This window comes from Spirosoma gilvum, assembly GCF_054776815.1.
On the sequence record NZ_BAAHBH010000010.1, the window covers coordinates 287858 to 301036 of the forward strand.

The 13179-nt window shown below is 43.0% G+C and carries 12 protein-coding genes; 9 read left to right on the forward strand and 3 right to left on the reverse strand.

Annotated features, from left to right (window positions below; translation table 11 throughout):
• Positions 1-167 precede the first annotated feature (167 nt).
• From ACYVFD_RS25460 to ACYVFD_RS25500, 9 genes are all read left to right on the forward strand, one after another.
• Positions 168-1445, forward strand: a complete 1278-nt coding sequence (locus tag ACYVFD_RS25460; RefSeq protein ID WP_461093325.1) for a site-specific integrase — start codon at positions 168-170, stop codon at positions 1443-1445.
• A 194-nt stretch (positions 1446-1639) separates the two neighbouring features.
• Entirely contained in the window at positions 1640-1921 is a 282-nt protein-coding gene (locus ACYVFD_RS25465; protein WP_461093326.1) for a helix-turn-helix domain-containing protein, read from the forward strand.
• Between the two features lie 79 nt (positions 1922-2000).
• On the forward strand, positions 2001-3632 hold the full coding sequence (locus ACYVFD_RS25470; protein ID WP_461093327.1) for a YfjI family protein: 1632 nt from the start codon (positions 2001-2003) through the stop codon (positions 3630-3632).
• 91 nt (positions 3633-3723) lie between these two features.
• A complete protein-coding gene (locus tag ACYVFD_RS25475) occupies positions 3724-4938 on the forward strand; it encodes a DUF6371 domain-containing protein (protein WP_461093328.1) in 1215 nt (404 codons plus the stop codon).
• Positions 4939-5216: 278 nt separating this feature from the next.
• Positions 5217-5408 (forward strand): hypothetical protein, encoded by a 192-nt coding sequence (locus ACYVFD_RS25480; RefSeq protein WP_461093329.1) that lies wholly within the window; start codon positions 5217-5219, stop codon positions 5406-5408.
• An 11-nt stretch (positions 5409-5419) separates the two neighbouring features.
• Positions 5420-6148: a hypothetical protein gene (locus tag ACYVFD_RS25485; protein ID WP_461093330.1), complete on the forward strand. Its 729-nt coding sequence runs from the start codon at positions 5420-5422 to the stop codon at positions 6146-6148.
• Positions 6149-6180: 32 nt separating this feature from the next.
• Entirely contained in the window at positions 6181-6636 is a 456-nt protein-coding gene (locus tag ACYVFD_RS25490) for a hypothetical protein (protein WP_461093331.1), read from the forward strand.
• A complete protein-coding gene (locus ACYVFD_RS25495) occupies positions 6633-8033 on the forward strand; it encodes a hypothetical protein (RefSeq protein ID WP_461093332.1) in 1401 nt (466 codons plus the stop codon). The genes ACYVFD_RS25490 and ACYVFD_RS25495 overlap by 4 nt, the downstream gene beginning before the upstream one ends.
• A 28-nt stretch (positions 8034-8061) precedes the next feature.
• Positions 8062-10098: a hypothetical protein gene (locus ACYVFD_RS25500; protein WP_461093333.1), complete on the forward strand. Its 2037-nt coding sequence runs from the start codon at positions 8062-8064 to the stop codon at positions 10096-10098.
• Positions 10099-10212: 114 nt separating this feature from the next.
• Here ACYVFD_RS25500 and ACYVFD_RS25505 read toward each other — a convergent pair whose 3' ends face one another.
• From ACYVFD_RS25505 to ACYVFD_RS25515, 3 genes are all read right to left on the reverse strand, one after another.
• Entirely contained in the window at positions 10213-10896 is a 684-nt protein-coding gene (locus tag ACYVFD_RS25505) for a hypothetical protein (protein ID WP_461093334.1), read from the reverse strand.
• A 5-nt stretch (positions 10897-10901) separates the two neighbouring features.
• Positions 10902-12122 (reverse strand): hypothetical protein, encoded by a 1221-nt coding sequence (locus ACYVFD_RS25510; protein ID WP_461093335.1) that lies wholly within the window; start codon positions 12120-12122, stop codon positions 10902-10904.
• 302 nt (positions 12123-12424) lie between these two features.
• Positions 12425-13099 (reverse strand): hypothetical protein, encoded by a 675-nt coding sequence (locus tag ACYVFD_RS25515; protein ID WP_461093336.1) that lies wholly within the window; start codon positions 13097-13099, stop codon positions 12425-12427.
• Positions 13100-13179 lie beyond the last annotated feature (80 nt).

Consider the following 13179-nt stretch of genomic DNA (forward strand, 5'->3'; position numbering starts at 1 on the left):
CTCTATTTTTGGGAAATTAGCAAAAATGCCTCTAATTTAATCACAATCCCCTTTTTTGCTTTGCTTGTAATTAGATTAGATTTAGTTGGGTTAAAATAAATTAAGCCATTCCGTATACGATTCCGTATACCGTCTTATATTTGGTGTACGGATTGTTGACTTTGTGTATGGCACGCTCTTCTGATTCTCCTGTTACCTACCTACTTCGCGATCCTAAGGCTAAAAAGCCTACGCCAATCAACTGTATCGTTCGATTCGACAATCAGCGTATCAATGTCGGTACAGGGTTTAAGGTCTTACCCTCTCACTGGAATTTAAAAACCAGCAGGGTGAAAAATGTTGTCGATGCCTTGGATAAAGACGAAATCAACGGCTTTTTAATTGACCTGGAAAGTACAATCAAAGAAATCGTTACAGAGCTACGAGCTACTAGAAGTTTGACTGTTGAAGCTGTACGACAACGTATAAACGCTTATTTAAAGCCAGCGGCTGAACCAGAAAAGCCAAAGCAAGCCGCTTTATTTTCGTTCATTGATCAATTTATAGAAGACGCCCCTCAACGGGTCAATATTGAAACGGGAAAGCATATTCACGAACGAACGATAAAGAAGTATCGAACGACGGTTAAAGTGCTTAGAGAGTTTGCCAGTACCTATAAACGCCCGGTTGACTTTGATACGATGGATTTAGACTTCTATGGCGATTTTACGGCTTATCTAACCAAAAAAGAAGGGTTAGCCGTCAACAGTGTCGGTAAATACATACAGACGCTTAAAGTCTTCCTCAACGAAGCGACAGCCAAAGGCATAAACGCAAAGCTGGATTATAAAAGCAACCGGTTTAAAGTACTCAAAGAAGATGCCGACAGCATTTATCTGACAGAGCCGGAATTGCAACGATTAAATTATCTTGACCTTTCGGGTAAACCTCGATTAGAACGCGTTAGAGACCTTTTCTTAGTTGGTTGTTATACAGGGCTTCGGTTCTCTGATTTCACAGCTATACGACCGGAATACATCAAAGATGGGCTAATACGAATGGAGCAGTTTAAAACGATGGGTAAGGTTGTTATTCCCTGTCACCCGATTGTAACGGCTTTGTTGGAAAAATACAACGGGCGCTTGCCACAGTCGATCAGCAACCAAAAGATGAATGACTACCTGAAAGAACTTTGCCAACTGGCCGGTCTGACTAGTAAAGAAGGGAAGGGGATAACCAAAGGAGGGGTTCGTGTTGTTCGTTCGGTTGAAAAGTGGCAGTTGGTCTCTACGCATACGGCTCGCAGAAGTTTTGCGACTAATATGTATCTGTTGGGTGTTCCAGCTATTACCATTATGCGAATCACAGGTCATAAGACCGAAAAAGCATTTATGAGGTATATAAAGCTGGACGAAGAACAACACGCCAAAATCATTGCCATGCATTGGCAAAAACTAACCCAATAGGGTATATTAAAAGATCGCAACTACCTAATTATGAGTCGACAATCCAGGCGGCTCATCTAGATTATGCGTATTTGTAGCTAGTTTAATCTATACTACTGAATGTAAACGATAGCACATCGTTTGCGTTTAACCTGATTTAATTTCCCTCCTCCTAAGCCACTTTTGTCCATGTCAAACGCAAACCAACGCGAAGCATGGAAATGGTTGTTTTACCCGCCGATCAAGTGCGGACAATGATGTTTGAAGAGGCTAGCAAGGCCGCAAAAAGTAACGCCCCTGTAATAGCAACTAGCTCTCCTTCAGCGGAACCTATTTCTCCTGAAGAGTTATGTAAACGGCTAGATATTTCTAAGCCTACAGCATGGGCATGGGAAAAGAAAGGCCTAATCAAGGGTTATCACTTAGGTAACCGCAAGTACTTTATCTGGCAGGAAATCATTGCAGCTCTGACCAAAAAGGAAATTGTGTCAGCATGAAGCCTTCAATCATTCAGATTTTTCAGGGATTTGCTCTATTGCCTTACCCTGAATTCTCAATCAAAAACAAAGGAACCGAATGAGTGCGCCACAATCAACGGTCCCTTTACTTGGAGAATGGGACAAATTTACGCAAAATCCGAACGGCAAAAAAACGTCGGTACCACGTGAGGATATAGCCAAGGAAATGGAATCGAACTTGTCTTCTTCACAGCAATGGCTGAAACCCAAACCCTTAAAAAGTAATCTTTTGTCGGTTTTGTCAGTAAGTCCTTCTATGCTTCCTGAGCAATTACGTCCCTGGCTAATTGACATTTCCAACCGGATGAAATGTCCGTTAGACTTCGTAGCATCTGCAACGGTCGTTATGCTTTCATCGTTGATCGGCACTCGATTAGCCATTAAGCCAAAAGCAAAAGATGATTGGACGATCATTGTCAATTTATGGGGTGCAGCCATTGGTGATCCTTCTACTATGAAAACACCTTCAGTCAGTGAGGTATTCAAAACCCTTAATCGGCTGATTGCTGAATCCATTAAGATTTTTGAGGAGGAAATGCAATGCTATGAAGCAGAGCAGCTTACATACGAGGTTCAAAAGAAAGTCTATCAAGCTCAGGAGCAGGATCGCTTAAAAGGCAAACCCGTTAGCAATCCAATCGGCTATCCTGAATCGCCTAAGAAGCCGACCGAACGACGGTACATGACTAACGATGCGTCTATTGAAAAAATCGGAGAATTGCTCAACGAGAATCCTACCGGATTGCTACAATTCCGCGATGAATTAACAGGCTTATTAACAGGTTGGGACCGTTCAGGAAAAGAGCAAGACAGAGCATTCTATCTAGAAGCGTGGAATGGCAACGGATCAATGACAATTGATCGAATAGGACGAGGCACAACGCATGTCAAGAACGTTTGTGTGTCGCTGTTTGGCGGAATTCAGCCTTCTAAACTAATGGGTTATTTAAAAGCCGCTAATCAGTTTGACAATGATGGATTTGTGCAACGTTTACAGGTATCCGTTTATCCAAATAAACCGACCTGGGAGTATGTAGATGAATTTCCTGATGCCTATGCCAGAGACAAAGCTTTTGCCATTATTCGTAAAATAACGGAGTCTGACTTTTCAGAAATCGCTTATGATGCTGATGATTATAATCGGTATCCATATACCCGCTTTGCCTCTGAAGCACAGGAAATCTTTAAGCAATGGATTACAGATTGGGAAACTAATGTGCTGCCCAATGAAAGCGGCTTACTGCTGGAACACTTCACGAAATATCGTTCCTTGATGCCCTCGCTAGCTTTAATTTTCCATGTCGTTAATTGTGTGGATAAGCCTGGCCTAGCAAACCCGCAACAGAAATACTTGGTATCAACCGAAGCGGCGCTAATGGCTGTAGAGTGGTGTACTTATTTGCAATCACACGCACGTCGTATCTACGGTCTTCTGGATAATCAGCAGGTGGAAGCAGCTAAAACCTTGCTACAGCACATCAAAATAGGTCATTTGAAGGACGGATTCAAGGCTAGAGATGTGCAGCGTAAAGGTTGGTCAGGACTTTCCGATCAGGAAACAATAGAATCGGCTTTAAGTGAACTGATTGCTACTCATTGGCTGAAGGAAGTACAAACGGACCAACCTACAGGCGGTCGGCCAGAAGCACCTCACTACTTAATTAACCCTGAAATCATTCAAAACGCGTAAGGCGACTCACTGACAAAACCGACAAAACCCTGTGTACTGACTTTTGTCAGTTTTGTCAGTAGGTCAGCCTATGCGTTTCCAGCACTTAGTTATGGAAACGATCACTTTAGACCAGCTAGAATTAGAGCATGGCACGGCTATTCTTTCCGAATTGTGCGGAGAACCATTGACCAGAAATCAACAGTCAGTAAGGTTGCTCGATAAAACAAAGAATAGTGCAGAGGTGTATTACCCTACTGACAAGCAGGGTAAGCCCTACATCCAAGATTATCAGAATGGTAAACGCTATTACCCAGTTACAGCCTACAGCCTGTTCTATGATCTTGATTTCAATACGGCCAAAGCCCAATTGATTCAAGAGTATTACGGGGACACGGTAGTTGATAAACCAAAACCACGGCTTGTTCAACTGCCAAAACCACCACAACCCGTTGATTATATCCCTATCGAATACTACCAGCGTTGCCAAACGCACTTTGAATACAACGGTCTGTACGAGTACCTACGATTCACCTATGGCCTACAGGCAGCACAGGAAGCTTTCACCCGTTACCGCTTAGGCACATCAAGACGTTGGCAGTATTACGGCTATCAGGCTACATGCTTACCTCAATTTGATTATGCTAACCGGCTCTGTCAGATTAAGATTATTGTCTTTAATGCCATGAGTGGCAGGCGGGTAAAGAACCACCAGCAAGCCTTAGAATGGGATGTAAAAGCCAAACGCTATAAGCCAACAGAACCCCTTACAGATAAGAGTAAAATTGTTGGCCGTTTCCTCCCCTGCTATTCAAAAGCGAATCGGCCTAACCTTCGCCAATGCTTCTTTGGTGAGCACCTATTATCCGAATACCTAGATAAAGCGGTCGCATTAGTTGAAGGCGAGTCAACAGCCATTGTGTGTTCTATCCTGTGGCCGCAATACATCTGGTTAGCTACAGGCGGTAGCACGGGTGGTAGCTGGTATTCTCCTGAACGGTTCCGTGTGCTACGTGGTCGCAATGTAACCCTTTGGCCTGACACGGGTAAGTATGATGATTGGTGCCAAAAAGCTGAAGTTTTACGGCCACTGGTTCAATCACTGCATGTAACGGATTATGTTGAGAAGAATGCACCAGCAGGTATGAAAAACATTGATCTACGCGACCTGCTAACCCGTGCCTGCTACTTCCCTGCTGACAGCGATCAAATTATTTACGGTGAAGTATTGAATGTTGAATTGACTGATACTTATCCCGCCGAATGGGATACTACACTTAAACCAATAATCAATTATGAGACGTGCCCCTACACTACCGATTTGTGAGAATTACGAAACTTATCAGGGCAATCCTGTAGCCGTCCTGTTCAGAATAGGCCAAACTGACAAAATCGAGCCTTGCCCCTTTTGCGGAAAATCGCATAGACACGGCTACCCAGATGGCCATAGAACCGAAAGTTGCGGTGACAATTCGACATTCAAGCGTACCCGCTTTGGATTTTATCAGGAAGTGAAACTGACTCCTGACGAAATCACGGCTTCAGACGGAACTATCCTTAAACGAGCACATGGCTATATCATTAGAACCAGACCCGATACAATCAATGAAAAACCCACACGACGAGCTGCTCGGCCTAGCCTTGGCAGTAGTCAATATTCTCGAAAAACAGGCAAAGGCAGGCCAGCAAAAACCACCCTGGGAGGGCTATCAAAACCAAAACGGCCAACCAGTCGGCTTAGCCATTGAACACCTGATTAACAAGGCAAAAAGAATCATTCAAACACACGTATCATAAACCAAGCTCCAATGAACACCCAAGAAAAACCCCTACAACGTGGCTATTTAGTCCAGGCCATAGACCAATCAGGCAAGAAACGCTATGCATCAAATCTGTTTCGGGATGCTAATTTTCTTTCAGCCAGGCAAACCGCTTTTCAGTTTGCTGAGAATTTACAGGCTGAACCCCTTCGAACACATGTGCTGGAAATAGCAATTCACCTGGTGGAAACTGACCTATCCATCGTGACCAACAAACCCGAAATTATATGCACCGTCTTTAGGCAACAATTTCGGCCAAACCTGATTATTCCTCAGCCCAACAGTAAACGTATAGTCGTAACCATAGATGCTGATAGCGACTTGTCAGAGTCAATGAACGTGACCATGGACGTTAGCAACGATGATGAAGCCTGCTCTTCTCCCCGTGCTGTTTGGAATAACCTGGAAGAACTGCTTTGCGAGTCAGAGTATTACCACATTCACAAGCATAATCAGGGCTTTGGCCTGGTTGAGGTAAAGCTTACGGGTCCGTATCGTCAGTTTGACAAAGTCAGCGATCTATCTACCCTATCGGACGAAGTACTCAATGAACGAATTGGGCAACTTCGCCAATTGAAAGAAGATTCAGCACGCACTTATACCATCTTACAAGATGCTCTGCCTTGCGCGGCCCGACTGATCAGCGATTACAATCATTACTACTCAAGCCGTGAAGGGGTCATTGACTTCAGCTTCGATTTCATTCCTCTACAATAAGATATAGTACCAACAGACAGCTAATAAAGAAGATGGCACGACCAAGAGAATACAAACCGGATTATCACCCTGAACAAGCGAAAGAACTTTGCTTATTAGGGTACACCAATAAGGAACTTGCCAGCACGTTCAATGTATCTGAGCGTACTATAAACTACTGGCTGAACCAACATGAAGAGTTTTTTCAGGCAGTCCAGGAAGGAAGAGACCTTGCAGATGCAAAAGTGGCAGTAAGCTTTTTCAAACGGGCAACCGGGTACGAATATCCATCCGAGAAGATTGTAACTATATCTATAGGCGATGGGTGTTCACAGGTTGAGCGTGTACCCGTCACAGCCGTAGTGCTGCCTGACGCTGGTGCTGCTTTGAACTGGCTGAAGAACAGACAGCCGGACAAGTGGAGGGACAAAGTAGACGTAGAATTGCCGCCTAAGATTGTGCTAACCATGCATCTAGACGGTGATCCTAATTCAAGCCAGCAATCATGAGGAACCGTAAACAACAAGAACTTGAAATTGTCTGGATCAGACCGTTTGTATTCGAGTACCAACGCTCGTTCATGGACAATCCAGAACGCTACACAGTAGTAGAAGGCGCTACGAAAGTCGGCAAGACAGCACCCTTGATTATCTGGCTGTTGGAACAGGCGTTAAAGGGTAAAGCAGGCCATAACTTCTGGTGGGTGGCTCCTATTCGATCACAGGCGAAGATTGCCTTTGACCGAATGAAAGCTCAAATAGGGGTAAAGAACTTCTTCACCGATAATAAAAGTGAACTGACCTTAACCTTGCCTACAGGTTCAGTCATTCACTTCAAGAGCGCGGATAATCCCGATAGCCTTTATGGTGAAGATGTGTATGCCTGCGTATTTGATGAAGCTTCAAGGGCCAAAGAATCAGCGTGGTTTGCGATCCGTTCGACACTGACCAGTACGAAAGGTAAATGCAAGTTTATTGCTAACGTGCGTGGCCGTGGCTGGTATTACAAGCTGGCTCAAAAGGCGAAGAATGGTGGCGATCCTGAATATGCCTACAGAAAGGTTACGTGCTGGGATGCTGTTATGACTGGCGGTCTTGACCCTGAAGAGGTAACACGCAACCGTTCTAAAATCTTTGCCGGTGCTGATGATCCAGACGACGTAAAACGGGCACAGGCTGTGTATGATAAGCTACTAGCCTATGCCTATGCACCACTTAGCCCGAAGGATGTAAAAAACCGGCTTAGTCTGGCTGAAGTGCTACAGGCAAAGTCCGACGTACCAGCACACGTGTTTCGTGAACTCTACGAAGCTGAACCGTCTGATGATGGCGGGAACCCATTTGGCGTGAAAAACCTCGACAGGGCTAAGCGTAGCGGCCTGGCTGCTGGTCCTATCAAAAGCTTAGGCGTGGACCTAGCTTCGACTACTGACTTTACAGTAGAAATCGGGCTAAACAATGATCGGGCTGTATGTCTGTTTAATCGCTATCAGCTTGATTGGGAACTGACCACAACCAACCTAAGCAAATTGCCGGATGTGCCTACAGGCGTGGATTCTACGGGCGTAGGTAAGCCAATTCTGGAACGGATGCAGAAAGGCCGTAAGCATACCGAAGGATTCGTATTTACGGGATCAAGTAAGCAGCGATTAATCGAAGCCCTGGCAACAGCCTTTCAAATGGGAGAAATCACCTTTCCTGAAGGTGGACCGCTTGAAGATGAACTCTATTCGTTCGAGTACACCCATACCCGTACAGGTGTCAGGTATTCAGCACCCGAAGGACTGCATGATGATTGCGTTATGGCACTAGCCCTGGCCTACGATCAACATAGACACCAGCCTGTACAGCATAAACGGCCTACCATTAAAATCCCTCAGCGTAAGCAACACAGCTACTTTTCTTAGTAACAACAACCATTAGACAGATAAAACAATGACTTTTGACGACGGACTATATATCAACGGCGAATGGGTTTCTGAAGTCGATTTCTCGTTAACCTTTCAGGGTAACGACCTCACTAAACCCGATGCCCGTACCGCTTCATTCTCCAATTCGTTCACCTTGCCCGATAGTCAGACCATGCGTGATTTGATGCAAGGGAGTGAACAGGTTGACGCGGGTGGACCTATGCCCTACCGGCAACTGCCAGCCAGCGTGATTGATGAGGGCGAACGAATCTTTCGGGGTGTAGCCGATTTTGTCAGCTTTCAGGCCGGGTGGAAAATAAACCTGCTGGATAGCATTGTATCATTCTTTGACGCAATCAAAGACAAGATGCTAACGAGCTTGAACCTATCTGCCTTAGACCATCCCTGGACACTGGAACGCATTTCACAACTGGCCGGATCGACTGAAGGAGTCGTTTACCCGATGATCGACTACGGCGGCATAGATGCAGGTATTGTGCCGTACGACACGGCTTGCCCTGCCGTGTACGTCAAAACGGTTGTCGGCCAACTCTGTAAGGAAGCGGGTTACAAGCCCGTAGGTGACTGGCTAACTGACCCACTATTAACCGCAATGGCTTTGCCGTTTGTGAACGCTGATCCCAAATCGCATGACGATGAATGGATAAGAGATCGTTCAGCCTGGATAACAACGAATGGCAATGTAGGCGATATTCGCTTAGTAGACGGTCATCCAATTGACCAGTTATTACCCTTATCGGTCGACAACTTGCCCCTTGATGGTTTTACCAATGGGAAGCTGAAACCCTTCAAAACTGACCGCTACACGTATGTATGTCCCGACCGGATGCGTGTCAAGGTACAAGCTCAAATCCTCTTCTACAGCATTACCCGTTTTGGTGCGGCTGAAATAAAGCTAATCCTATTAAAGAACGGCCAGGAAATCGAATCCGCTTACTTTTCAGAAGGTGGCTATTATGATCATCTACAGATTGCAGATGCATTACGTTTGGATACATCAGTCGATTGCTTGCCTGGGGATGAACTTTCTTTGAAACTTACAGGTAGCAGCCGTACCAACTTTGCCGATTATGAATTCCTTTTCGATCTGTCTTCTGGCAACACATGGGCCAGCTTCACGCCGGACGCTTCGGTTCATTTGGGTGATCTGTGGCCCGTGGCACCTAACTTGCCGAATGACATTTCCTGTGCTGACTTGATGCTGACGATTGCCAAAGTGATGCAAGGGACATTTGAAGTCGATGAGCTACGAAAAACCGTGAAGCTGGTGCCACTGGATAGGGCTGTTAGTAATATTCCGAATGCCTTGAACTGGTCCGACAAGGTTGATGAATCAGTCGAACCAGAACTAACCGTGCAGCTTGACGGATACGGCGCAAAAAACTGGTGTAAGTGGAAAGAAAACGAAGATAAAGCTAATCTAGGTTATGGTGACGGCTATTTGAGTAGTGGCACGGCGGGTAGTAGTGAAAGCACCTTATTTGAACTGCCCTTTATGGCTGCTGTAGTGTCTGAAAATGCGATTGGTGGGTATGGCAAGCCTATCCTGATCAAGACGCGCACCATTCAGAAAGTAGGTGATAACACCAGCATTGATAAGAGTGATGCAGGCGCACGTATTGTGCTGATTGAACCAAGTAAAACCGTCACAGTCCAGACCAAAACGCTAACGCCTTCGGGTGATATTATCACCGTTCCAGTTACGCTTACGGGCTGCTGGTGGGCAATACGGCCTGATGGTGTGCGAACGGATGAAAATAACTTTTCGCTCTCTTTTTCGCCCGTGGCTGGCCAGTACGAACAGCCGTTACTGGTTCGCTACTTTTCAGCCCTGAAGCGGGTACTTCGCAGACCACGGATGTTAACGCTATCGGTCTATCTGCAACCGTCGGATATTGCGACACTGGATTTGTCCGTACCGATTCGACTGAAGGCGGTTCGAGTAGGCAGTCTGGATATAAACGACAACGTTTTTTACCTCAATAAATTAAATCAGTACCGTTCTGGCAAGACCTGTGAAGTAGTTTTGATTGCGTTGTAAAGAATAGTGGCCAATGAGTACAAACTTATTGGCCACTATTCTTTACAAACTCATTAGGTTGGGCTGGAAACATCCTTCGGGACGCGCACACGCACATCATCGAGAGAATCACCTTTACAAAGCCTCATTAATGAGGTCGTGGTCTAATATCCAGCGATAAGTTGGAATAGCAAACTTTGCCTCCCAAGCATATGTAGCAAAAGGAGCTAAGATAGGCCCTGCAAATGGAATGGCACCAATACCTAGACCTATTAGCATACTAGAACTTAAAGCAAAAACTTTATCGTAATTTCCATCTGTTTCATAAATAGATTTTGAAAGACGTAATAGATCAAGCCCGACAAAAAAACGGTTATCGAGATTCACCCCATAATTATTAACTTTTAATCTTTCACCTATTTCCATTCCGCTTTCTGTTATCCCCTTAGTTACATCATAAACATTAGCTAATGCCTCATAAGCCTCGTTATATCCCTCGGTATGATTTCTTTTAATACTATCATTAAGCATCTTAGCCTTCTTATCAAGGTTAAAATCTGCCCTTTCCCTACCAAAACTTCCAGTAATTCCGCCACTTCGCTCCCTATCTGAGCGTCCGATATTTACACTTTTGTTTTCTGGTTTAACTTTTGCAGACGATTCCCCCTTCGAATTTATTGGTGATGATCCTCTCTGTATTTCACCGCTCGAATTGTCTGGTCTTTTCTGGGATGAATCGTTAGGCGAGTTACCGTTATTATTTTCCCGTCCACTTCCACTTGGTAATGATCCATAAGAAATTGTCGTTTCAATCCTCATATATGTCAGAAATTTTTGGGTATGCCGACTACGTTTATTTCAATTAATAAATCATCAATTTCAGAAAATTCTTCCTTGTTGCCTGCTATCTTTTCAAGTTTAAGAAGCCATGATCCATCGTTTCCTGATTGCCCAATAGGACTTGCATTCATAAGAGTGACCATTCCACATAATTCTACCGCTCGAAAAGAATTATTGTTCTCAACTCTACCAATGTGACAAGATGGCAAATCTGTTTGACTAACTACAATATCAGTATCCCTCTTATAAATGGCTTGCCTTGGCAGGTTAACTTCTAAAGTCCAAGGAATTTTACCTGATTTACCAATAATAATCGCTCCTAAACTTCTCAATCGAACATTCTTATGAGTATCAAATAAGGAAGAAGGAATATTTACTTCAATTTGGTTAATTTTAAAATCATTCCACGTATCTGGATCTACTAAATTTCGAATAGAAATGATGCGTGTAAAATTCTGGTCAAATAATTGCTTTGATATAACAAATTCTATTGCATCTCGTGTCCATAATGCTAAGTTCGAAATTGAACTTATTGAATCAAGGTTTAAGGCTTGTGATTCTACAAAACCGTAAACTTGGATAAGGCCCTTCTTGGCAACTATCAAACGTCTAAATGCATCCTTATAATTTTCAATCAAACTAATTCGTAGTTCATCACGCTGTCTTTCTAAATTTGGTCTTACACTTCTATTTAGCTCATTGATAATATTTTGTCGAATTACAAGTATGTCCTCATAACGGGATTTGTCATCTCTAGCAATATCCGATTGTATTTCGGCGACTTGTTTTTCTCTAAACCTAGCCACAAACTCAATTTCTTTTTCATCTCTTGCAATTATTTTAGAATGATTATTTGGGTCAGCATCAGCGTCTATTGTTAAGAGATTTCTTACACGATCAAAGTTTGTTCCGGTGCTTTCCCTACTAAAGAAAGCTAATCTGTGACCTGTTATATCAACATTTTTTCTAAAAACTTCAACTATTTGCCTATTATCAATATTAAGCCTATTTTGTTCAGATGTTAAATTAATTTCGAATTGGCTTAAAAAAACATCTAGGGATCGAAATTCTTTTAATTCATTCAAACTCTTATCTATTAAGTCTGCCGATTGACTAAGCAGCGCCTCGACTTGCCAATAGTTAAAATTATTTGACTCTTCATCTAGAATCGGTTTTATAGTAGCTATTTCTACAGGATCTGCCATCTTTAAAAGTGAATTTATGTTAGTATTAAAGTGATATCGAAAATGGTGGCTTAATAAGTAAGGAAGAAGGATGAACGATAACCAACTCTGTTTTTTCCAATGCTTATCAACTTTCGACAGTTTCCTGTCGCCATGATTCTGTCTTCTAAACCTAAACCTGCCTAACCGGGGCGTTCAATCTATCACGCGAAACCCGCCGAACGAGCAAAAAGCCACTCTTGCGGCCTGCTGCATATCGCCGGGAAGCTGCCTTATAAAAACTCAATTACTTGCTAACCAAGCCTCTTATTATCCTTGATTGCTTATAAGTTTTCTCTTATAGACTTTAGGGTTTCTTTTAAGATAGCTGGTATTCTTCCATCTAGTACCATCTGATAGTTAACTTCATCTATATTTAGTACGTCAACTACTAAACAGTTTTCTGGGCTTATTTCATAATCTTTTGAAAAATTATTATATAAATAATTAAAAAGAGTCTCAGCAAAAATACCGAATTCTGCTTTACTGTATCTATCAAGTTTAGCAATAAACCATATCGCCCCCACGTATGCAGTTTTATCTTTAGTAAAAGTAAATATTTGGTTTGGTAGAACCTGTACAGGAACTTTATCTATTTCTATAATTGGTTTTTTATTAGCCTTCTCAAGTATTTGAAAAGTTTTATTTGGGTGCCAAGTTGAAAAGTCAAAGTCTTCGTAATTATGTAAAATATTGAGGTTCCGTTCATACATATCTCTAGTTTGTTGCCGTTTTGAAGAGTTATAATCAACACTAATGTCGTCTATCTTATCTTTGATATATTGATTATCATTCGCTCTAAATGCGTTGCTCAATGCACTTATGCTTCTAACCCAATAGTTCCCTCCGCTTTCAGAATCATTAACTTTATCTTTAGTTAATGACTTTAAAAAATTCTTTTTGAATTTGTCAGACTTCTTACGAAAGACAATAATGTTTTTTACTGATATTTTTTTCATTATCTTCTTTAAGGTAAAAAAAATAAATTGGCCGAACATCGAATGAAATTGCGCCCCCTTTGCTAATTGCCCTCTGTCAC

What these genes read in the sequence shown, in the direction of transcription:
- ACYVFD_RS25510 (WP_461093335.1), bottom strand. Translation starts at nt 12,122, where the DNA reads ATGGCAGATCCTGTAGAAATAGCTACTATAAAACCGATTCTAGATGAA.
- ACYVFD_RS25500 (WP_461093333.1), top strand. Translation starts at nt 8,062, where the DNA reads ATGACTTTTGACGACGGACTATATATCAACGGCGAATGGGTTTCTGAA.
- ACYVFD_RS25495 (WP_461093332.1), top strand. Translation starts at nt 6,633, where the DNA reads ATGAGGAACCGTAAACAACAAGAACTTGAAATTGTCTGGATCAGACCG.
- ACYVFD_RS25465 (WP_461093326.1), top strand. Translation starts at nt 1,640, where the DNA reads ATGGAAATGGTTGTTTTACCCGCCGATCAAGTGCGGACAATGATGTTT.
- ACYVFD_RS25480 (WP_461093329.1), top strand. Translation starts at nt 5,217, where the DNA reads ATGAAAAACCCACACGACGAGCTGCTCGGCCTAGCCTTGGCAGTAGTC.
- ACYVFD_RS25515 (WP_461093336.1), bottom strand. Translation starts at nt 13,099, where the DNA reads ATGAAAAAAATATCAGTAAAAAACATTATTGTCTTTCGTAAGAAGTCT.
- ACYVFD_RS25485 (WP_461093330.1), top strand. Translation starts at nt 5,420, where the DNA reads ATGAACACCCAAGAAAAACCCCTACAACGTGGCTATTTAGTCCAGGCC.
- ACYVFD_RS25490 (WP_461093331.1), top strand. Translation starts at nt 6,181, where the DNA reads ATGGCACGACCAAGAGAATACAAACCGGATTATCACCCTGAACAAGCG.
- ACYVFD_RS25460 (WP_461093325.1), top strand. Translation starts at nt 168, where the DNA reads ATGGCACGCTCTTCTGATTCTCCTGTTACCTACCTACTTCGCGATCCT.
- ACYVFD_RS25470 (WP_461093327.1), top strand. Translation starts at nt 2,001, where the DNA reads ATGAGTGCGCCACAATCAACGGTCCCTTTACTTGGAGAATGGGACAAA.
- ACYVFD_RS25475 (WP_461093328.1), top strand. Translation starts at nt 3,724, where the DNA reads ATGGAAACGATCACTTTAGACCAGCTAGAATTAGAGCATGGCACGGCT.
- ACYVFD_RS25505 (WP_461093334.1), bottom strand. Translation starts at nt 10,896, where the DNA reads ATGAGGATTGAAACGACAATTTCTTATGGATCATTACCAAGTGGAAGT.